The organism is Streptomyces sp. 891-h (assembly GCF_022760275.1).
Lineage (GTDB): Bacteria > Actinomycetota > Actinomycetes > Streptomycetales > Streptomycetaceae > Streptomyces > Streptomyces spirodelae.
The window spans coordinates 2129584-2150442 of the sequence record NZ_CP050693.1; the positions used below are offsets into that span (position 1 = coordinate 2129584).

Genomic DNA, 20859 nt, shown 5'->3' on the forward strand with positions numbered 1-20859 from the left:
GGACTCAACTAACGCTCCTGCTGATAGGTGGGACCTGCGCCGCGGTTGTCCGTACCGGCCTGTCGGCCCTGCTGGATACCGCGGCGGAGATTGGTCAGCCGACCACGCACGTCGTCCGGCGAGCGGGAGACCTGGGGACCGGCCTGTGCGGAGGACTGCTGCTGCGCGGTGCCCGCGACCAGGTTGGCGCGGGGCACCCGGCGCGGCAGACCGGAGGTGGTCACTCCGCCGGCTGCCGGCTGGCGGAGCTGCTCGGCGCGCCGCCAGCGCTCGTCGTTGGGCGAGGCGCCCCAACTCGGGTCGGCGGCGCCGTTCTGGCTCGCACCGGCGGTGCCGCCATCGGTGCTCTGGGCGGACTGGCGCTGCGGCAGCGGGGGAACGGCAGCGGCGGGCTGTCCCGGGCGCGGCGCGGGCGCGGCGCCCGGCTGCCGGCCGGGAGCGCCGTCGGCACCGGTGCGCTGGATGCCCTCCGAGCCGGCGCCGCGCGCCTGGTCGGGACGGTCCTGCTGGGAGCCGGTCTGCTGAGGACCGGCCTGCTGGGGGGCGGCCTGCTGGGGCCGCTCCGGCGACTGCGGAGCCTGGCGGCCCGGGCCGCGGAACCAGTTCGACTCCATGGAGGCGAAGATCGGCGTCGGCGCGTCCGCGGGCGCCGGAGGGCCGGAGGGTATGCCCTCGCCCGGGTCCTGGCCCTGCTGCGGGCCGGAGGCGTCCTGGCTCCGGCCGGGCAGCGCCGCGTTTCCTCCCGGATACCCCGGCGCCGCGTACTCGCCGGTGCCCTCGGGCTCGTCGTGGCCGCGCGGGGTGTCCTCGTCACCGGGACCCTGCTCGGGCCGGGCCCAGCTCGGGCGGTTCTGCTCGCCCTCCGCGGGGCGGCCGGTCGGCCCGTCGCCGAAGGAGGGCCGCGCGAACTGGGCCGTGTCGGCGGAGCCGCCGCCCTGCTGCGGCTGCGGGAACTGTCCGGTGTGGCCGGGCCCGTCCGGGGCTCCCGGGGGCGCGTACTCGCCGGTGTCGGCGGGGCCGTCGGGGGTGATGCGCGGTATCTCGCTGGTGCTGCCCGGGCCCTCCGACGGAGAACCCGGACGCGCGTACTCACCCGTGGCAGCCGGACCACCCGACAGCGGCAGCGCGAACTGCCCCGTACCGGAGCTGCTCGGGGCACCGGGCCGCGGGTACTGACCCGTATCGGCGGGAGAGCCCTGGGAGATCTGCGGGAACTGACCCGTGCCCGGCCCCTCCTGCTGCGCACCCGGGCGGGCGTACTGGCCGGTGTCGGCCGGACCGTCCGGGGCGATGCGCGGTATCTCGCTGGTGCTGCCCGGACCCTCCGACGGAGAACCCGGACGCGCGTACTCACCCGTGGCAGCCGGACCACCCGACTGCGGCAGCGCGAACTGCCCCGTACCGGTGGACGACTGCGGCCCCTGGCCCGTGGGAGCGCCGGGGAGCTCGGGCGCCGGCTGGTTCTGGGCGCGGTTGGGCAGCGGCGAGTTGCCCGCGCCCGGACCGGGCGGTGCCTGGCCGGGGCGGCCCGGGTTGGGCGGCGCGCCGAAGAAGTCGACGGCACTGCCGCCGCCGGTGCCTGCCGGGGTGCGGTTGCCGTCCCTGGCGGGGAGCGCCGGGCGGCCTCCGCCCGCGTCCTGGCCGCGCGCCGGCAGGGCGCCCATCCGGGAGGCGTCGCCGACGGCGCCGAGCCCGGCGCCGCTCCCCTGGCCGGGCCCCGGTGCGCCGGGGGCGCCGCTCTGCGGGCCGCGCTGGAGCGCCGCCGCGAGGTTGCCGCCCTTGCTGCCGCCGCGGGTCTGCGGGGGCGGCGGTCCTCCCTGGCCGCCGGGCGCGCCCGTGCCGGGGCGGCCCTTGGCGTTCTGGCCGCCGCCCTGTGCGACGTCGACGGGGAGCATGACCAGCGCGGTCGTGCCACCGGAGTCGGAGGGGCGCAGCTGGATGCGGATGCCGTGCCGCAGGGAGAGGCGGCCGACCACGAACAGGCCCATGCGGCGGGAGACGGAGACGTCCACCGTGGGCGGGTTGGCCAGCCGCTCGTTGATCGCGGACAGGTCCTCGGGGGAGAGCCCGATGCCGGTGTCGTGGATCTCGATGAGGACCCGGCCGTCGGGCAGCGCGTGGCCTGTGACCTTGACCTTGGTCTGCGGGGAGGAGAACGAGGTGGCGTTCTCCAGCAGCTCGGCGAGCAGGTGGACGAGGTCGTTGACGACGCGCCCTGCGACCTCGGTGGCCGGCACCGAGTTGAGCTCGATGCGCTCGTACTGCTCCACCTCGGAGGCGGCGGCGCGGAGCACGTCGACCAGCGGGACGGGGCGCGTCCAGCGGCGGCCGGGCTCCTCGCCCGCGAGGACCAGCAGGTTCTCGCCGTTGCGGCGCATTCGGGTGGCGAGGTGGTCGAGCTTGAAGAGCGAGGAGAGCTGGTCGGGGTCGGCCTCGCGGGACTCCAGTTCGGAGATGAGCGAGAGCTGACGCTGGATCAGGCCCTGGCTGCGGCGCGAGAGGTTGGTGAACATCGCGTTCACGTTCCCCCGCAGCAGCGCCTGCTCACCGGCGAGCCGAACGGCCTCGCGGTGAACGTCGTCGAAGGCCGCTGCCACCTTTCCGATCTCGTCCCGGCTGTGCACGCCGACGGACTCGACTGAGGTGTCCACGTCCTGCGGCTCGGCCTCGGACATCTGCTTGACCAGCTCGGGCAGCCGCTTGCGCGCGACGTCCTGCGCCGTGTCCTGGAGGCGGCGCAGCGAGCGGACCATGGAGCGGGCGACCACGAAGGCGCCGACCAGCGAGATACCGAGGACGAGCAGGATGAGCGCACCGCTGATCAGCGCCTCGCGCTGGGCCTCGGAACGCAGCTCGCGCGCCTGCTGCTCCATCTGCTCCAGCAGAGTGCGCTCGATCTTCCCCATGTTGTCGATCTTGGACGCGTCCTGGTCCATCCAGTCGACGTAGGTGCGCTTCTGCTTCCGGATCGCGTCCGGGCTGTGCAGCATCCGCTTTCTGTAGTTGTCCGCGAGCCGGACGTTGACATCGCCGACGGTGAGCGGCTTGAGGAGGGCATCGGCTTCCTTCTCGCCGTAGATCTGGCCGAAGCTCTCGATCTCGGCCGCCTCGCTGTCCTCGGCGGTGCGGGCGTAGAGCCGGTCGTTCTCGGAGAGCTTCGGGTTGGGCTGGTGGGCCAGACCGGCGGAGATGATCGCGCGCTGGATGGAGGCGTATTCCTTGGCGTTGGAGAAGGCGGCCAGCGCGCGGGTGCTGCGGATCATCTCCGAGTTGCTGGTCGCCTGCGCCATGTCCTGCGAGAGGGAGAGCAGCGATTCGATCAGCTGGTTGTAGGCGTTGACCGTCTGGGAGACGTTCTCCGGGTTCTGGTAGGCGCGCTCGCGGAGCGAGTTGATCGCTTCGACCTGACGCAGGATGTCCAGGACGGTGGAGTTGACCCCCGCCATCGCCTTGTCGCTGCTGTCGATGTCGCCGGTGGCCTTCTTGAAGGACTGGAAGGCCTTGTCGGTCTTCTCGCGCTGGGCGACGACGGACTCGTCCTTCTCGTTGCCGGTGCTCACCAGCGGGCCGGCCGACTTGTCGCGCTCGTCCTGCAGCTTCGCCGCCAGGTTGGTGGCCTGCTCCGTCATCTCGGTGAGGAGCTTCATGTTGTCGAGCTGGTCGACGTTCTGCAGCGAGCTGGAGATCCGCATGCCGCCGAGCGTGGTGGCGGCGATGACGGGGAGCGCGAGGAGGGAGACCAGGCGGGTGCTGATGCGCCAGTTGCGCAGGGCTACCCGGGACCCGAGGTCGGGGCCCTCGGACGCGTCCTTGCCCTTGGCCGCACCGCCACCCTTGGCGGCCTTTCCGGCCTTGCCCTGCTTGTCACCCTTGCCCGTGTCGCCCTTTCCGGCGCCGTTGGCGGTGCTCACCTGCGCGCCGGAGGGCGTGCCCTGCTCACCACCCGCGGGCCCGCCGTCCTGGGCGCGCTGGGGCTGGGAACCGCCGGCCGAGCCTTGCGCCTCCGGGGCTCCCTCAGCGCTGCCATCCCTCTTGAAACGTCCCTGCACTAGCGTCGCAACCTCTGGACCAGGCGTCCCCCCGCTCGCGACGGGCGGGACGGTATCGAGTCGTGGGGGTCCAGGCCCCCATGGCGGTCGTGATGACCGGCGCGTCCCCTCATCACCGTCACGCGGCGCCGCTCTGTGTGCGCGACGCGCTCCGGTCTGTTTCGTCCTGCGGCGGTCCGTGGAATTCCAGCACAGTGCCGGATCTCCAACAAGGGCTGTGGATAACCCTTGGGCGTCGGTAACGCAACGCACAGGAAAATGTACAGCACGTCCGAAATCCGTAGCGAAATGCCGGGTTTCTCCCGGTCGGGGCGCACGGGGCGGAGCGACGCATGCCGTGCCCAACTACCCGGCGCTGCGCGTGTAATGCCCTCTTGGCCCGCTGTGCCCGATTACGCTGCCGGTTTCAACGATTACTTATGTCGGTTTTGGTAACGGCCTCGTGAGCAAACTCACATGCCGGACGTTGCCTAGATCACGTTCCGGTGGGGAATAGCGCGCCTACTCTCGGCGTTTACATCTCACATTGAAATGACAAGCCGAGCGAGGTAAGGGCACCAGTGACGTCCACTCTGACCATGCGGAACATAGCCAACCCGCGGCGCACCACCTTGGCACATCTCAAGGACGCCGACGAGCTGACGACCGCGGCGGTCGCCGCGCACGAGGGTGGCGCCGATGAAGGGGAGACCCTGCCGGAGCGCACCGCCAACCCGCGCCGCACCGTACTGGTGGACTCCCCCACGAGCTGAGCCCTCCCACGGCTTCTGAGCAGGGACTGCCCCTGTTCGACGTTGCAGGCTCGGTTGTTCTCTGGCTTGTCGCGCAGTTCCCCGCGCCCCTGAGGGGCGCGGGGAACTGCGCGAACGCCCACGACGCGCCCGCAGCGGACAGGCGGGGGCAGCCCTTGGCGCCGTTTCAGCCCTGCCAGCTGTGGGGGGCGCGGAAGCCGTGCTGGCGTTCCAGTCGGCGCCACCCCGCCTTGGTGGGGCGCCCGCGGCGGGCGGTCGTCCGCGTTTCGCCGGCCCGCGTGGTGGCAGCCGCGCGGGCCAGCAACAGCGCGGTGACCGCGGCCAGCTCCTCCGCGTTCGCCTGCCCCTTCTCCACGCGCACCACGCTGTTCGCCTCGTCGCTCAACGGGCCCGTACTGCCAGGCTCCTTCGGGGTCTGAAACATCTGTGCTCCCATCACTGCGGGGGGTTGCCGTGCTTGCGCGACGGCAGGTCGGCGTGCTTGCTGCGCAGCATCGCGAGGGACCGGATGAGCACCTCGCGGGTCTCGGCCGGGTCGATGACGTCGTCCACCAGGCCGCGCTCGGCGGCGTAGTAGGGGTGCATCAGCTCGGCCTTGTACTCCTTGACCATGCGGGCGCGCATGGCCTCCGGGTCGTCGGCCGCCGCGATCTGCTTGCGGAAGATGACGTTGGCGGCGCCCTCGGCGCCCATCACCGCGATCTCGTTGGTGGGCCAGGCGAAGGTCAGGTCGGCGCCGATGGACTGGCTGTCCATCACGATGTACGCGCCGCCGTACGCCTTGCGCAGGACGACGGAGATCCGCGGCACCGTGGCGTTGCAGTAGGCGTACAGCAGCTTGGCGCCGTGCCGGATGATGCCGCCGTGCTCCTGGTCGACGCCGGGGAGGAAGCCCGGCACGTCCAGCAGTGTGAGGATCGGGATGTTGAAGGCGTCGCACATCTGCACGAAGCGCGCCGCCTTCTCGCTGGCCTCGATGTCCAGCACCCCGGCGAGCGACTGCGGCTGGTTGGCGACGATGCCGACGACCTCGCCGTCCATCCGCGCCAGGGTGCAGATGATGTTGGTCGCCCAGCGCTCGTGCACCTCCAGGAAGTCGCCGTCGTCGACGAGTTCCTCGATGACCTTGCGCATGTCGTACGGCCGGTTGCCGTCGGCGGGCACCAGGTCCAGCAGCGCGTCGCCGCGCCGGTCGGCCGGGTCGGCCGTCGCCTCGGCCGGCGGGTTCTCGCGGTTGTTCTGCGGCAGCAGGGAGAGGAGGTAGCGGACCTCCTCCAGGCAGGTCTCCTCGTCGTCGTAGGCGAAGTGCGCCACGCCCGAGGTCGCCGCGTGCACATCGGCGCCGCCCAGACCGTCCTGGCTCACCTCGGCACCGGTCACCGCCTGCACCACGTCGGGTCCGGTGATGAACATCTGCGAGGTGTCGCGGACCATGAAGACGAAGTCGGTCAGCGCCGGGCTGTAGGCCGCGCCGCCCGCGCACGGGCCGAGCATCACGCTGATCTGCGGGATGACGCCGGAGGCCTTGGTGTTGCGCTGGAAGATGCCGCCGTAGCCGGCCAGCGCCGCGACGCCCTCCTGGATACGGGCGCCCGCGCCGTCGTTGAGGGAGACCAGCGGCGCTCCGGCCGCGATCGCCTTGTCCATCAGTTTGTGGATCTTGGTGGCGTGGGCCTCGCCCAGCGCCCCGCCGAAGATCCGGAAGTCGTGCGCGTAGACGAAGACGGTCCGGCCGTGCACGGTGCCCCAGCCGGTGATCACACCGTCGGTGTACGGCTTCTTCTCCTCCAGCCCGAAGCCCGTGGCACGGTGCCGGCGCAGCGGCTCGATCTCGCGGAAGCTGCCCTCGTCCAGGAGCAGGTCGATCCGCTCTCTGGCGGTCAGCTTTCCCTTGGCGTGCTGCGCCTCGGTCGCCCGCTCGCTGGGACCCTGGTACGCCTGGGCACGGATCGCGTGCAGTTCGGCCACGCGCCCGCGGGTGTCCTGTGCGGGGACGGAGCCGGGCGAGCCGGGCTCCCCGGCGTCGGCCTGGTCGGCCTGCTCGGTCCGGGGCGACGGCTGGGACAGATCGGTCATGTATAGACCCTACGAAACCGCGGCGCCGATCACCGTCGTCAGATTCGTACAGTCTCCGCGGCACTTTCATGGCAGCGCTGGACAGAACCGTTGGGGGGCGGGGCCTGGGCAGAGCGAAACCCTCTCATTGGACGGGGAGGGGGCTGTGGGAATTCCACAGCCCCCTCCGCCGACTGTTCGTGTCGCCGACCGCCGGTGTTGGTGTGGAGGCCACCCACCGTAGGGGTGGCGCGGCCGGGACGTTCCCTCGGGATGGCCAGGACGCGCCCCTCAGGACCTCGGGGCGACCGCCGGGCCGTGCGCGTCACCGCCCGCCGTCGCCGGAGCGGGCGCGGCCGGCTCGGTGGACTCCGCAGGACCGGTGGCGGCCGCGGGCGCCACGGGGAGGAGCGTCGGCTTCTCGCCCGCCGTCACCACGAGGAAGGCGGCGGCCGTCACCGCTGACGAGAGCAGGAAGCTCAGGTCGAAGCCGCCCAGCCGGGGGACGAGGGGGCCGGTGTACAGAGGGGTGTCGACGGCCAGCAGGCCGACGGATGAGCCGATGGCCCAGGCGAGCGTCGCGCGGAGGTTCCAGCCCGCGGTGTACCAGTAACGGCCGCCGACGGAGCGGCGGTTGAGCACCTGGAGCGCTTCGGCGTCGTAGACACCACGGCAGCGCACATGCCCGATCAGCACGAGCACGGCCCAGGGCGCGCCAACGGCGGTCAGCAGCAGGACGAAGGCGGTCATCGCGTCCTGTGCGTCCCACACGAAGTGGCCGAGGTAGACCAGTGCCGTGGACACCGCCGCGACGGTGAAGGTGGCCTTGGTCCGGGTGGTGCGCGGAACGATGGCGTCCAGGTCGAGCCCCATCGAGTAGAGCATCAGTCCCGCGTTGCCGATCGAGCCGAGCGAGGCGGCCAGCAGCAGCGGCACCAGGAACCAGAACGGCGCCTGTGCGACCAGCGGTCCCGCGTAGTCGGTGGCGGCGTCCACAGCGACGGCGGTGAAGGTGCCGAAGAGCTGGGGGATCAGCAGTCCGGCGACCAGCCCGAGACAGGTGGTCAGGTAGACGCGGCGCGAGGAGTGCCGCGCCGGAGACATGTAGCGGGTGTAGTCGCCCAGCAGGGTGATGAAGGCGATCGGTCCGCTGAGTCCGGCCGCGACGACGGACAGCAGCCAGGTCGTCCAGAAGTCGCCGAGCAGGTACTCGGTCCCGGCCGGCGCCTGGGTGGTGAAGTGCGGCGCGTACGCGAACAGCCCTACGACCAGCAGCGCGGTCATACCGATGGCGAGCACCCGGCTCAGCCGCAGCAGCAGCTTGTAGCCGTAGACGGCGCACACCGCGGTGCACACGGCGAGCACCGCGTAGACGAGCGCGTAGCCGGCCGCCGAGTCGGGCATCCCGAACAGCCGGGCGAGCGAGCCGACCATGGCGTCGCCCCCGACCCAGAGGGTGAGGGCGGTGTAGCCGAGCGAGAGCAGCAGCCCGATCGCCGAGCCGAGCAGTCTCCCGCGTACGCCGAACTGGGCGCCGCTGCTGGTGGAGAGGTTGGTGGCGGTGCGCAGCGAGACCAGCGCGAGCGGCGCGACCAGCACCGTGCCGACCAGGGTGCCGACCACCAGTGAGGAGACGGCGGGCCAGAAGCCCAGCCCGAAGGAGACCGGCAACCAGCCGAAGATGACGACGCCGAGCGCCAGGTTCGATCCGATGAGAAAGCTGACGATGTCGCGCGGGCGGCCGGTGCGCTCGGCCTCCGGTATCACATCGACGCCGTGCTGCTCGATCTGCATGGTGCTCCCTGTCGGGGTGTGGCCGGCATTTGGTTTGAGCAGCGCTCAATCTGAAGCATCAGGGGCAGCGGGGTCAATGGGGAGATACGAAGACTTGACTATTTGAGCGATGCTCTAAATGCTGGCCGAGCACGCAGCAAGACACGACGGACGCATTCACCACGACCGGAAGGTGGGAGAGCCGTGCGGCTGGGGCCGACCGAACGGGACCGCCTGCTGATCTTCGGCACGGCCGAGCTCGCACGGGCCAGAAGGGCCCGAGGACTGCGGCTCAATGTGCCGGAGGCCACGGCGCTCGTCGCCGACACCGTCTGCGAGGCCGCCCGTGACGGGCGCAGGCTCGGCGAGGCGATAGAGGCGGGGCGCGCCGTGCTGGGCCCCGACGACGTCCTGCCCGGCGTGGCCGAGGTGCTCACCGAGATCCAGGTGGAGGCCGTCTTCGAGGACGGCTCCCGGCTCGCGGTGATCCCCTCCCCCGTCGCCGCCTCCGGGACCGGGCAGGGCCCCGGCGCCGTGCTGCCCGCCGGCGAGGAGGAGGGCACCGGCGCGGCGTACGCACAGCCGGAGCCCACGGTCTCGCTGACCGTGCGCAACACCGCCGAGGTGCCGGTCAGCGTCACCTCGCACTTCCACTTCTTCGAGGCCAACCCCCGGCTGGCCTTCGACCGGGCCGCCGCCTACGGGATGCGGCTCGCCGTGCCCGCAGGCTCGTCGGTGCGCTTCGATCCGGGCGGCACCGCCGAGGTGGGGCTCGTCCCGCTGGGCGGCGAGAGGGTGGCCATCGGCTTCGCCGGTCTGGTGGACGGCCCGCTGGACGCGCCCGGAGCCCGCGAGGAGGCTCTGCGGCGCGCGGCGGCCTGCGGCTATCTGGGCGCCGAGGCCGAAGGCGGCCGGGCCGGAGAGGGAAAGGGAGAGGGAGAGGCATGAGCGTGGACGCACACGAGTACGCGGCCGTACACGGGCCGCGCGCGGGCGACCGGGTACGGCTGGGCGACACCGGGCTCGTCGTCCGCGTCGAGTCCGACTCCCAGCAGCCGGGGAACGAGTTCCTGGCCGGGTTCGGCAAGACCGCCCGCGACGGGCTCCACCTCAAGGCGGCGGCCGTCCGCGAGACCTGCGACGTGGTGATCAGCAATGTGCTGGTCATCGACGCCGTGCAGGGCATACGCAAGGTGTCCATCGGAATCCGCGAGGGCCGCATCCACGCCATCGGCCGGGCCGGCAACCCGGACACGGTGGACGGCGTGGACGTCGTCGTGGGCACCGGCACCTCGATCGTCTCCGGCGAGGGGCTGATCGCCACGGCGGGCGCCGTCGACACCCATGTCCATCTGCTCTCGCCGCGCATCATGGAGGCCTCGCTCTCCTCCGGCGTCACCACGATCATCGGCCAGGAGTTCGGCCCGGTGTGGGGCGTGGGCGTCAACTCGCCCTGGGCGCTGGGACACGCGTTCTCCGCTTTCGACGCCTGGCCGGTCAACATCGGCTTCCTGGGCCGCGGCTCCTCCTCGCACCCTGCACCGCTGGTCGAGGCGCTGGCCGAGGGCGGTGCCTGCGGCTTCAAGGTGCACGAGGACATGGGCGCACACCACCGGGCGCTGGACACCGCGCTGCGGGTGGCCGAGGAGTACGACGTACAGGTCGCGCTGCACAGCGACGGGCTGAACGAGGCGCTGGCCGTCGAGGACACCCTCGCTGTGCTGGAGGGCCGCACCATCCACGCCTTCCACATCGAGGGCTGCGGCGGCGGCCACGTCCCCAATGTGCTGCGGATGGCGGGGGTCCCCAACGTCATCGGCTCCTCCACCAACCCGACGCTGCCGTTCGGCCGGGACGCCGTCGCCGAGCACTACGGGATGATCGTCTCGGTGCACGACCTGAAGACCGACCTGCCCGGGGACGCGGCCATGGCCCGCGACCGCATCCGCGCGGGCACCATGGGCGCCGAGGACGTACTGCACGACCTGGGCGCCATCGGCATCACCTCCTCCGACGCGCAGGGCATGGGCCGCGCCGGCGAGACCGTGCGGCGTACGTTCCAGATGGCGGCCAAGCTCAAGGCGGAACGGGGCGAGCTGGAGGACGCGGCGCGCCTCCGCGAAGCGGGTACGGACGACAACGCGCGCGTCCTGCGCTACATCGCCAAGCTCACCCTCAACCCGGCCCTGGCACACGGCCTCTCGCACGAGATCGGTTCGCTGGAGCCGGGCAAGCTGGCCGACATCGTGCTGTGGCACCCGGCCTGGTTCGGCGCCAAACCGCAGCTGGTCCTCAAGTCCGGCTTTCCCGCCTGGGGCGTCACCGGCGACCCCAACGCCGCCACCGACACCAGCCAACCCCTGGTGCTCGGCCCGCTGTTCGGGGCGCACGGCGGGGCGCCCGCCGAGCTGTCCGTCGCCTTCGTCTCGCAGGCCGCCGTCGAGCGGGGCGGCGACACGCTGCCGACGCGCCGGCGCCGGGTCGCCGTACGCGGCACGCGCGGCATCGGCCCCGCCGACATGGTGCACAACGCGCGGCTGGGCGCGGTGGAGGTCGACCAGCGCACCGGTCTGGTGACGCTGGACGGCGAGCCGCTGCGCTCGAAGGCGGCCGAGAGCGTCCCGCTCAACCGCCTCTACTTCCTCTGAGCTCCCGAGCTCTTGACCCACATCTGACGACACCCCGAGGAATCGCCCCCATGAGCAACCGCACGTCCGACGCCGCCGCCCCGCACATGCCGCCCGAGTGGGCGCCGCACGAGCGCACCTGGATGGCGTGGCCCGGTGCCAACCCGACGTTCGAGGACGCTCAGGTGCTGGCCGAGGCCCGTACCGCGTGGGCGTCGGTCGCCCGTGCCGTACGCCGCTTCGAGCCGGTCACCGTGGTGGCCGACCCCGGCGATGTGGCCGGGGCGCGCGCACGGCTCGGTCCGGAGATCGAGGTCGTGGGGCAGCCGCTGGACGACGCGTGGATGCGCGACATCGGCCCGACCTTCGTCACCGAGGGCGGCCGCCTGGCCGCCGTGGACTGGACGTTCAACGGCTGGGGCGCCCAGACGTGGGCCCGCTGGGAGCGGGACGCGCTGATCGGCGCGTACGTCGCCGGGCAGGCGGGCGCCCCCGTGCGCTCCTCGCGGCTGGTCAACGAGGGCGGCGGCATCCATGTGGACGGCGAGGGCACGGTGCTGCTCACCGAGACCGTGCAGCTGGGCCCGGAGCGCAACCCCGGCTGGACGCACGAACAGGTCGAGGCGGAGGTGCACGCGCTGCTGGGCACCCGCAAGGCGATCTGGCTGCCGCGCGGGCTGACCGCCGACTACGGCACCTACGGCACCCGCGGCCATGTCGATCTGGTGGCCGCCTTCGCCGCACCCGGCGTGGTCGTCGCGCACACCCAGCCCGACCCCGCCCACCCCGATCACGACCTGTGCCAGGAGACGGTGAAGCTGCTGCGCGCGGCCACCGACGCCAAGGGCAGGCAGCTGGAGGTGGTCGAGCTGCCCGCGCCGACGGTGACGCACACCGAGGACGGCGAACCGGTCGACTACAGCTACGTCAACCACTACCTGTGCAACGGCGGGGTCGTACTGTGCGGCTTCGGCGACCCGCGCGACGAGCACGCGGCCGGTATCTTCCGCCGCCTGTTCCCCCGCCGGACGGTCACACTGGTGGACGCGCGTACGGTGTTCGCCGCCGGGGGCGGCATCCACTGCATCACCCAGCAGCAGCCCCGGGTGTGAGACGGCCCGGTTAGGCTGAACGGTCGGCGGCTCGCGGAGGGGCTTGGAGGGACACAGCGGTGGTCACAGAGACGGAGGGCAGGCGCCGGCGGAGTCCCCGGCGTGCTGCGCAGCCCAAGGAGCAGGTGCTGGCCGCCGCCATGGAGATGATCGCCGAACGCGGTCTCGACCGGCTCACCATGGCCGCGCTCGGCCGCGAGGTCGGCATGAGCAGCGGCCATCTCGTCTACTACTTCAAGACCAAGGACGAACTGCTGTTGCAGACCCTCCAGTGGAGCGAGGAGCAGCTGGGCGCCGAGCGGCGCGCCGCGCTGGCCCGGCGGATACCGGCGCGCGAGCGGCTGGACGCGCTGGTGGAGCTCTATCTGCCCCACGGCCACCGGGACCCGCACTGGGCGCTGTGGCTGGAGGTGTGGAACCGCTCGCAGTCCGGCGACGACGAGGTGCGGTCCCGCCAACTGGAGCTGGAGCTGAGCTGGCACCGGGACCTGGTGGCGCTGCTGGTCGAGGGCATGGCACAGGGCGAGTTCGCGCCGGTCGACGCCGATCGCTTCGCCACCCGCACCCGCGCGCTCCTCGACGGCTTCGGCACCCATCTGGTGGTGGGACTGCCAGGGGTGGACAGGGCCCTGGCCCTGAGCCATGTGCGGGACCACTTCGACGAGTCCCTCACACCGGGCGAGGGCTGAACTCCTGGTGCCCCGAAGGGGCGCGGGGAACTGCTCCCCCGGCCTCCGGCCGGGAGGTACCCCCACCGGCCACAAACAACCCGCGGCCTGCAACGGACGGCCAGGGGCACCCCCTCCCCAGCATCGGCGGCCTCCCTAGTCGTGCGCCTCAACTCCCGCCCGCAGCAATCCGTACGTGTACCCGTCATCCAGCGCCTGCCAAGAGGCGGCGATCACGTTGTCCCCCACCCCCACGGTCGTCCACTCCCCACTGCCGTCACTCATCGACAACAGCACCCGCGTCGTGGACGACGTCCCGTGCGCGCCCTCCAGGATGCGGACCTTGTAGTCGACCAGGTTCAGCTTCGCCAGCTCGGGGTGGATCCGCTCAAGACCGGCCCGCAGAGCGCGGTCCAGCGCGTCCACGGGGCCGTTCCCCTCACCCGTGACGACGATGCGCTCGCCCTTGGCCCACAGCTTGACCGTCGCCTCGTTGACCTGCATCCCGTCGGGCCGCTGCTCGACGATGGCGCGCCAGGACTCGGCGCGGAAGAACCGGGGCGCGGTCCCCGTGGTCCCGCCGTGCACCTCGTCGCGGAGCAGCAGTTCGAATGAGGCGTCGGCGGCCTCGTACGTATACCCCTTGAGCTCCTGCTCCTTGACGCGCTCGACCACGCGCCCGACCAGTTCGCGGTCGCCGCTCAGGTCGTAGCCCAGCTCCTTGCCCTTGAGCTCGACGGAGGCGCGCCCCGCCATGTCGGAGACGAGCATCCGCATGGTGTTGCCGACGAGTTCGGGGTCGATGTGCTGGTAGAGGTCCGGATCGATCTTGATCGCGGAGGCGTGCAGCCCGCCCTTGTGGGCGAAAGCGGAGGTGCCGACGTAGGGCTGGTGGGTGGAGGGGGTCAGATTGACGACCTCGGCGATGGCGTGCGAGATCCGGGTGGTCTCGGCCAGCGCGCCCTCGGGCAGTACGCGCTTGTCGTACTTGAGCTCCAGCGCGGCGACGACGGGGAAGAGGTTGGCGTTGCCGACGCGCTCGCCGTAGCCGTTGGCCGTGCACTGCACATGGGTGGCGCCGCCGTCCACGGCGGCGAGCGTGTTGGCGACGGCGCAGCCGGTGTCGTCCTGCGCGTGGATGCCCAGCCGGGCCCCGGTGTCGGCGGCGACGGTGCGCACGACGGCCTGGATCTGGGCGGGGATCATGCCGCCGTTGGTGTCGCAGAGCACCACCACGTCGGCGCCCGCCTCGTGTGCGGCGCGCACGACCTGCTTGGCGTAGCCGGGATTGGCCTGGTAGCCGTCGAAGAAGTGCTCGCAGTCGACGAAGACCCGGCGGCCGTGCTCCCGCAGATGACCGACCGTCTCGGCGATCATCGACAGGTTCTCCTCCAGCGTGGTGCGCAGGGCCAGCTCGACATGGCGGTCGTGCGCCTTGGCGACGAGGGTGACCACGGGTGCCCCGGAGTCGAGCAGCGCCTTGACCTGGGGGTCGATCTGCGCGGGTACGCCCGCCCTGCGCGTGGAGCCGAACGCGACGAGCTGCGCGTGCTGGAAGTCGATCTCCTTGGGGGCGCGCGCGAAGAACTCGGTGTCGCGCGGGTTGGCGCCCGGCCAGCCGCCCTCGATGAAGCCGACGCCGTACTCGTCCAGGTGGCGCGCGATGGTCAGCTTGTCGGCGACGGTCAGGTTGATGCCCTCGCGCTGTGCTCCGTCACGCAGGGTGGTGTCGAAGACGTGGAAACTGTCGTCGGGGGTCATGGCTGATGGCTCCTGCTGGGTTCAGTGGTTGCGGAAGGAAGCGCTCCACTTGCCCCCATCATCCCTCGCGCCTCCGCCTTCGGCCGGGTGGGCCGGAAAACGAAAAAACCCCTCGCGGGTGCGAGAGGTCTGCGCGCGGGTCTGGGGCACGGTGTCCGGCTGCCGTAGGGGTTCTGCCACGGCAGGCGGTCACTGCGGACCGGCGCGCCTGCTGCCAATAATCATGACGAACGAGGGCACGTCGGCATTCTGGCACGAGCCACCCACCACAACGCGGGGTGTCTCACCATCCGGAAAGCCCCTGGCCGGCGTGGCGGGCTCGTGAGAGCGCGGCTTCTGGTGACCACCGCTGCGCTTGATGGCCCCCGGCTGACGGCACACAGGCCTGGCCGTAGCAGCCGACGGTGCCGACTCAGCGGAATTCGACGGACTCCGGTGCTGGGTAGGTGACCTTGTTCTCGCACTTCAGAATGCCGGTGAGGAGCTCGGCGGCGTTGGTGAGCAGGGCGGCACGGGTCTTTTCGGAGAGGTCCAGGCGATCAGCGAGCGTGACCCGCATCGCGAGTTGCTTCTTGTGCTCGGACTTGCGAACGAGGTCCGGACGTCGGCAATCGACCAGCAGTTGAAAACGGTCGAATTTGCCTTTGTTGGGAAGCCGCTGGTAGGAGGTCGTCTCTCCGGCCTTCTCGGCAGACCGGGGGAAGGTCTGAGGGCCCCAGTTCTCCTCGATCTCGATGAGGGTGTGTTCTTTCAGATCGCCGATCGCACAGCCGCTGTAGTCGCCGCTGGGGGTTGCTCCTTTGTGGGTCGTCATATCACGATTCATCGAACCGCCACCGCTGTAAAGATACTGGATTCCGTTACCCAGTTCCTTTTTCTTCGCCGGAGGTTTAGATTTTACCTCTTTCATGATGTCACCTCTGAGGATTCCGCTGCATGTGTTCCTGTAAATCAACTCTGGTGCCCCTGTTGTAGTCCTGCTGGGTGAAGGGCTACGGCTTGACTCACTACCCGATACGCATGAAGCCATGAACAGGGAAACCACGGAGGCAGAAACACCAACCGATAGCGCACGCATCGGTCCTCTTCTCACTTCGAGAGCCTCCCCTAGAGTGACCCGGAACTCCCACGCGCGTACGCCTCTTTGCGACGGAACTCGGCTTGATCGAACCAGTCGCTACGCTCGAGCTCGGGATGAGCATCGAGGTACAGATTCAGAGGTTCCTTACTCCTTGCCCGACCCGCCTCTCCGAAGTCTGACCTCACCTTCTCAACATCAGCATCCACGCGAATATCGAACCTCTCCTGCTCACGCTCAACGCCTCTGTCGATCATGATTTCTCGTTCAGTGGTGAACGCCTCGGCAACAGAACCGACGATGGGAACGGCATAGCTCGCCTTTGTGGTTCCCTGGACTAGACTCTCCACGCCAGTTGAAACAACACCGCCCCCCTGGCCGATTCCGTACTTTTTCCAGGTAGCCGCCTCTTCCAGCTTTCTGGCCTGCTCCGATTTCACCTCGTCACTGTCACCGACGATGGAATCGAATCGAGAACGGTCAAGGCGACCCTGATTCTCGGCCCCTGTTTCAATGGCCAGCATCGAAGCCTTGCCAGGCCCCGGGTCAGAATCGAGAATTCTTGCCGTGTACTCCTGCTGGGCACCCGAGAGAATATGGTGTCCTTCCTCCGTGGCCCCCACCACCGACATGAAATCGCGCACATCCCTCGGAGCGAGTTTGATAGCACCTTCCCCGCTGACAGACCCGAAAGCAGCGTCACGCACTTCGTCTCCATACGGCGATTGGGAGTCCATGGACGCGGACCAGTTCAGGTTGTCGATGTACCCTGCTCCCATTTTGGCCAGGCTGTCGCTCAAATGCTCCCGCCCAGGGTGAATTTTTTCATCCAGAAAAGCTGAGTCTTCCCCCACGATCTTGACGGCCTGGTGCATGATGCTCGCCCCGGCAGCGGACTTGTGCACGCCCAACTCCGGCTCGTCGTATGGACGGCCGAGTGCTCCTGCCTCCAGCGCATGGCCCAGTTCGTCGTATCCGTAGCCGCGTTTACCGCTTCCCGTCGGATCACCGTTGGGCCATTCGCGATCTTGAAGCAAATACTTCAGATCGGGATCGACTGGACTGCTGCGTGCTCCAGCGAAATGCTTGTTCCCGAACAACTCCTGCGCCGCCTCCGAGTTGTGCCCCAGCGCTTCCATGTACCCCGCCATCGGGTCGAGGCCGTGGTCACTGCCCTTGCCGAGGTTGAGGACGGGGTCGTAGCCGTCCGGGTGCCAGAAGTCCTTCAGGCTTCCCTTGGCTGCTGCCTTCTTGTCGAAATCGATGAGGCCCGGGACATGTTTGCCGTTTTCCTCGAATCCCTTGCCGTATTCCTTCAGGAACCGCTTGTCGAATTCGCCGTCCCGCATGAGGCTGCTCATGATCTGGAAGCCGTACGGTCCCTTGGCCGAGCGTCCGGGGGCCAGGCTGTCGTCGGAAAAATTGGTGTCCGTGAAGCGTTTTGTTCCCAACCGAATGACATCGTGCTTCCACTCCTTCATAGCCGCACTGTCGGAGTGGGACGCGGTGGCCAGGGTGAGGCTCATCGATTTCTGGAGCTTGGCCAGGGTCTTGGAGCGGGCATCGTCCCTTTGGGGCTCATCGGCGTTGCGCTGCCAGAACGCCAGGGTTCCGCGTGCGCCGAGGTCAGTGACGACCTTCTCGGCGAAGTACGGGTCGCCCTCGTGCTTGCGAAGGTAAGCAGTCGCGCGTTTCAGCTCGGTCGAGGTCAGGGCACGGTGGTCGGTCTCGGCGAGCTTGGTGAACGCGCGGGCGTCCTTCGCTGCCTCACGGCGGGCTCGACGCGCGTCCTCAAGGCTGTTGACACCCTTGGAGGTGAAGCTCCTGTCGCGACCGTTGGGGTCCTGGCTCAGAGACCACTTGAGGAGCCGGTCGGCATCTCTGGCATCCTCCATGATCCGGGAGATCTCCCGGTTGTAGAAGTCGGCGCTGTCATCAGACGCTAAGAGGGGGCCCTTTCCTCCGGAGTCGTCGTCAGGCATCACCGTCTGCCGACGGACCTTTCCTGTTCCGTCGATCCGGAGGTGCGTGCTCCGGTCCAAGTGCTCCTTGTGCTCCTTGAGCTTTTTCTGACAGCTGTGGAGCTTGTGGTAGGCGCTCTCCAGAAAACCGTGCACATCTTGCGCCTCGTCGGCAGCTGCCTCGACACGAAACGTGATGTCCCAGAAGGCCCGTTTCGCCGCGTTCGCCGCTTCGCCATGCCAGTCGGATTTCGTGAGCGGAGACTGTACGTGATCGAAGAAGTAGGTGCCCACCGTCCGGAACTTCTCCGGCAGCCTCCGCCACTTTGCGACAGCCTCCCGTAAGGGCTCCAAGTCCGCCGAGATCAGAGTGTGGAAGGTGAGCATCAGTGCCGGCTCTCGCCCAACTTCTTGGCCCCCTCGTTGCCCCTGGCGGCGCCGTCCATCTCGTCCTTCACCGCTTGGTCCCGGTTCTTGAAGCTGAAGGATGCCTGGCGTAACGCCTCGGCGACGTTCTCCCGTAACCGGTTGCGGAGATAGCGCATCTGGTCCTTCCAGCGCTCTTCGAAGGTGTCGAATGCGGCAGCGCACTCGAATCCGGAGAGGCTCGCCTTCACCTGCCCTGTCTCCGTTATCGCCTCGTTGTCGGCGCGCATGAACGCACGCGCGGCCTCCTCCGCGTCACCGGCCTTGCTCCGCAGAACCGACGGGGTCACGTGCAGCCTGGGCTTGCCGTTCCCGGCGGGATCGACCTCGCCAGGGGGTGCCCCGTTGAGCCGCATGCGGGTGTCCTGCTCCGCCTTCGCCTTGGCCATGTGTCCGGCCCACTCCGCCTCGAAGGACAACTTCCCGTCTCCTGTGACTTGCTGACACGCCGTCCTGGTGTTCTCGCGCATGGGTCATGCCCGCGCCATTCAGCCGACGGTATCAGCATTCGTCACTCTGCGGCACGGAAGAATACACTCCGCTCACAGGGCAACAGCCGCAGCACGGCCCCGCTCAGTGGGAGATGAACTGCGGTTGTCGGACCTCGTACCAAGGGTCCCGGGGCGGCGATGCACGTCGCAGCAGGCGCCGCCCCGCCTCGATCCCTCCCCGGTCCACGAGTCCAGCCGGCTCTTCAGCGCCACTCGACGCAGGGGCGCGCCTCGCCCGGCGGATGGGCGTGCGGCGCTTGGCGGACCGGGGCCGGCCGTACGACGGTGGCGTCAGCCGACGACGAGTCGGGCCATGGCCTGTGCCCGGTTGAGGCAGTGGCGTCACGCTCAGGCGTCGCCGGTCGGCCGCCTTCCGGGGGAGACCGGGCGGAACGCCACCTCGGCCGCCGCTCGACGAGCGGCAGCCGGCACTCCGCCCGGACTCCGTTCCGGTCACACCTGGTGCAGCCCCTGGTCACCGACCCGGGTGACGAAGGAGGCGGCGGTGGAGACCGGGGCTCCCGGCTCGGTGACGACCGCCACCGTGCGGAAGTCGGCACGCGCCTGCCGCTTGTCCAGCCGCACGGTCACGTAGCCGCGGTGGCCGTTGTAGAACTTCAGATGCGGGTTGGCGCCCATATAGCTGTCCCAGTTGGCGGGCTTGTCCTCGCCGTCCTTGCCGCTGGTGATGGAGGTCGCCACGATCTCGGTGCCCATCGTGCGGGAGTTCTGATCGCCGAAGTCGCGCTTGATGTCGTACGCGTACCCCCGGTGCACGTCCCCGGTCAGCACCATCAGGTTCTCCACCCCGGCGGCCTGGGCACCGGCCAGCAGCCGCTCGCGGGAGGCCGGAGCGCCGTCCCAGGCGTCCATGCTGACCTTGTAGTCGGCGCCGCTGGTGCTGCGCCGCTCGGAGAAGGTGACCTGCTGGGGCACCACGTTCCAGACGGCGTCCGAGGCCCGCCAGCCGTCGATCAGCCAGCGCTCCTGCGTGGCGCCGACCATGGTGCGGGACGCGTCGGTGGACTCGGGCCCCGGGTGGTGCCAGCCGTCGCCGTACGCCTGGTCGGAGCGGTACTGGCGGGTGTCGAGGATGTCGAACTGCGCGAGCTTGCCGAACCGCACCCTGCGGTAGAGCTGCATATCGGGGCCCTTGGGGCGCTGGGGTTTGCGCAGCGGCAGGTTCTCCCAGTACGCGCGGTAGGCGGCGGCCCTGCGCACCAGGAAGTCCTCGGAGGAGCTGCCGTCCTCGGGGATGTCGTCCGCGTAGTTGTTCTCCGTCTCGTGGTCGTCCCAGGTGACGAGGAAGGGGTGCGCGGCGTGTGCGGCCCGCAGGTCCGGGTCCGCCTTGTAGAGCGCGTACCGCAGCCGGTACTCCTCCAGCGAGACCGTCTCCCGGTTGAAGTGGGCCGGCAGCTCGCGGTCGGTGTAGGCGCGGGCACCGCCGTGCGCGTCGACGGCGTACTCGTACAGATAGTCGCCGAGGTGGAAGACCAGGTCCACGTCCTCGTCCGCGACGTGCCGGAAGGCCGTGTAGTAGCCGTGGTGGTAGGCCTGGCAGGAGACGGCAGCCAGCCGCAGCTCGTTCAGGTCGGCACCGGGCGCCGGCGCCGTACGGGTACGCCCCACGGGGCTGAGCCACCTGCCCACCCGGAAGCGGTAGTAGTAGACGCGGTCGGGACCGAGTCCCCCGGGCTCCACATGCACCGCGTGGTTCAGCTCCGGGTGCGCTATGGCCGTCCCGCGGCGCACGATGCGGCGGAAGCGCCGGTCGTGTGCCAGCTCCCAGCGCACGGCGATCCGCGCCTTCGGCAGACCGCTGCCGGGCTCGTACGGCTTGGGCGCGAGCCGGGTCCACAGCACCACGGAGTCGGGCAGCGGGTCGCCGGAGGCGACTCCCAGGGTGAAGGGGTCGGCGCTGACCGCGGTGCGCGCGTCCGCTTCGGCCGCCTGGGCGCTGCCCGGAAGGTTGGTGGTGAAGGCGAGCGCCACGGCGGCGCCCGTGACGGTCAACAAGCGGCGGCGGCCCAGTGCCGCCGCCGCTTGTCTGAGTTCGTGCTGAGTCTCCTGATCCTGCTGGGTCGTCCCATGACTCGGCATCTGGAT

Annotated in this window: 14 protein-coding genes; 5 read left to right on the forward strand and 9 right to left on the reverse strand. The window is 69.9% G+C overall.

The window, feature by feature from the left end; translation table 11 throughout:
• Window positions 1-8: 8 nt before the first annotated feature.
• Complete coding sequence (locus HC362_RS08960) at window positions 9-4049, reverse strand: nitrate- and nitrite sensing domain-containing protein (RefSeq protein ID WP_243083359.1); 4041 nt, start codon at window positions 4047-4049, stop codon at window positions 9-11.
• 578 nt (window positions 4050-4627) lie between these two features.
• On the opposite strand from HC362_RS08960, the gene HC362_RS08965 reads away from it, so the two are divergent.
• The gene (locus tag HC362_RS08965) at window positions 4628-4801 is read left to right on the forward strand and encodes a hypothetical protein (RefSeq protein ID WP_243083360.1); all 174 of its coding nucleotides are present in this window, start codon (window positions 4628-4630) and stop codon (window positions 4799-4801) included.
• Window positions 4802-4967: 166 nt separating this feature from the next.
• Here HC362_RS08965 and HC362_RS08970 read toward each other — a convergent pair whose 3' ends face one another.
• The 3 genes from HC362_RS08970 to HC362_RS08980 form a co-directional block, all read right to left on the reverse strand.
• On the reverse strand, window positions 4968-5225 hold the full coding sequence (locus HC362_RS08970) for an acyl-CoA carboxylase epsilon subunit (protein ID WP_243083361.1): 258 nt from the start codon (window positions 5223-5225) through the stop codon (window positions 4968-4970).
• An 11-nt stretch (window positions 5226-5236) separates the two neighbouring features.
• Window positions 5237-6877: an acyl-CoA carboxylase subunit beta gene (locus HC362_RS08975; RefSeq protein ID WP_243083362.1), complete on the reverse strand. Its 1641-nt coding sequence runs from the start codon at window positions 6875-6877 to the stop codon at window positions 5237-5239.
• Window positions 6878-7147: 270 nt separating this feature from the next.
• Complete coding sequence (locus HC362_RS08980) at window positions 7148-8650, reverse strand: cytosine permease (RefSeq protein WP_243083363.1); 1503 nt, start codon at window positions 8648-8650, stop codon at window positions 7148-7150.
• A 183-nt stretch (window positions 8651-8833) separates the two neighbouring features.
• Between HC362_RS08980 and ureA the strand changes: the two genes are divergently transcribed.
• From ureA to HC362_RS09000, 4 genes are all read left to right on the forward strand, one after another.
• Complete coding sequence (gene ureA / locus HC362_RS08985) at window positions 8834-9577, forward strand: urease subunit gamma (protein ID WP_243083364.1); 744 nt, start codon at window positions 8834-8836, stop codon at window positions 9575-9577.
• Window positions 9574-11277, forward strand: coding sequence for an urease subunit alpha (locus HC362_RS08990; protein WP_243083365.1), 1704 nt, complete (start codon window positions 9574-9576; stop codon window positions 11275-11277). The genes ureA and HC362_RS08990 overlap by 4 nt, the downstream gene beginning before the upstream one ends.
• A gap of 50 nt (window positions 11278-11327) precedes the next feature.
• Window positions 11328-12368, forward strand: coding sequence for an agmatine deiminase family protein (locus tag HC362_RS08995; protein ID WP_243083366.1), 1041 nt, complete (start codon window positions 11328-11330; stop codon window positions 12366-12368).
• Window positions 12369-12508: 140 nt separating this feature from the next.
• Complete coding sequence (locus HC362_RS09000; protein WP_243088447.1) at window positions 12509-13057, forward strand: TetR/AcrR family transcriptional regulator; 549 nt, start codon at window positions 12509-12511, stop codon at window positions 13055-13057.
• A 135-nt stretch (window positions 13058-13192) separates the two neighbouring features.
• On the opposite strand, the gene cimA is transcribed toward HC362_RS09000, so the two are convergent.
• The 5 genes from cimA to HC362_RS09025 all read right to left on the reverse strand — a co-directional run bounded on the left by cimA (window position 13193) and on the right by HC362_RS09025 (window position 20853).
• The gene (gene cimA, locus HC362_RS09005) at window positions 13193-14797 is read right to left on the reverse strand and encodes a citramalate synthase (RefSeq protein ID WP_243083367.1); all 1605 of its coding nucleotides are present in this window, start codon (window positions 14795-14797) and stop codon (window positions 13193-13195) included.
• A gap of 412 nt (window positions 14798-15209) precedes the next feature.
• Window positions 15210-15707, reverse strand: coding sequence for a hypothetical protein (locus HC362_RS09010; protein WP_243083368.1), 498 nt, complete (start codon window positions 15705-15707; stop codon window positions 15210-15212).
• A gap of 197 nt (window positions 15708-15904) precedes the next feature.
• On the reverse strand, window positions 15905-18130 hold the full coding sequence (locus HC362_RS09015) for a hypothetical protein (protein ID WP_243083369.1): 2226 nt from the start codon (window positions 18128-18130) through the stop codon (window positions 15905-15907).
• A 92-nt stretch (window positions 18131-18222) separates the two neighbouring features.
• The gene (locus HC362_RS09020) at window positions 18223-18681 is read right to left on the reverse strand and encodes a type VII secretion target (protein ID WP_243083370.1); all 459 of its coding nucleotides are present in this window, start codon (window positions 18679-18681) and stop codon (window positions 18223-18225) included.
• 525 nt (window positions 18682-19206) lie between these two features.
• On the reverse strand, window positions 19207-20853 hold the full coding sequence (locus HC362_RS09025) for an alkaline phosphatase D family protein (RefSeq protein WP_243083371.1): 1647 nt from the start codon (window positions 20851-20853) through the stop codon (window positions 19207-19209).
• Window positions 20854-20859: the final 6 nt, after the last annotated feature.

What these genes read in the sequence shown, in the direction of transcription:
- HC362_RS09025 (WP_243083371.1), bottom strand. Translation starts at nt 20,853, where the DNA reads ATGCCGAGTCATGGGACGACCCAGCAGGATCAGGAGACTCAGCACGAA.
- HC362_RS08975 (WP_243083362.1), bottom strand. Translation starts at nt 6,877, where the DNA reads ATGACCGATCTGTCCCAGCCGTCGCCCCGGACCGAGCAGGCCGACCAG.
- cimA (WP_243083367.1), bottom strand. Translation starts at nt 14,797, where the DNA reads ATGACCCCCGACGACAGTTTCCACGTCTTCGACACCACCCTGCGTGAC.
- HC362_RS09010 (WP_243083368.1), bottom strand. Translation starts at nt 15,707, where the DNA reads ATGAAAGAGGTAAAATCTAAACCTCCGGCGAAGAAAAAGGAACTGGGT.
- HC362_RS08995 (WP_243083366.1), top strand. Translation starts at nt 11,328, where the DNA reads ATGAGCAACCGCACGTCCGACGCCGCCGCCCCGCACATGCCGCCCGAG.
- HC362_RS08990 (WP_243083365.1), top strand. Translation starts at nt 9,574, where the DNA reads ATGAGCGTGGACGCACACGAGTACGCGGCCGTACACGGGCCGCGCGCG.
- HC362_RS08980 (WP_243083363.1), bottom strand. Translation starts at nt 8,650, where the DNA reads ATGCAGATCGAGCAGCACGGCGTCGATGTGATACCGGAGGCCGAGCGC.
- HC362_RS08965 (WP_243083360.1), top strand. Translation starts at nt 4,628, where the DNA reads ATGCGGAACATAGCCAACCCGCGGCGCACCACCTTGGCACATCTCAAG.
- HC362_RS09000 (WP_243088447.1), top strand. Translation starts at nt 12,509, where the DNA reads ATGGAGATGATCGCCGAACGCGGTCTCGACCGGCTCACCATGGCCGCG.
- HC362_RS08970 (WP_243083361.1), bottom strand. Translation starts at nt 5,225, where the DNA reads ATGTTTCAGACCCCGAAGGAGCCTGGCAGTACGGGCCCGTTGAGCGAC.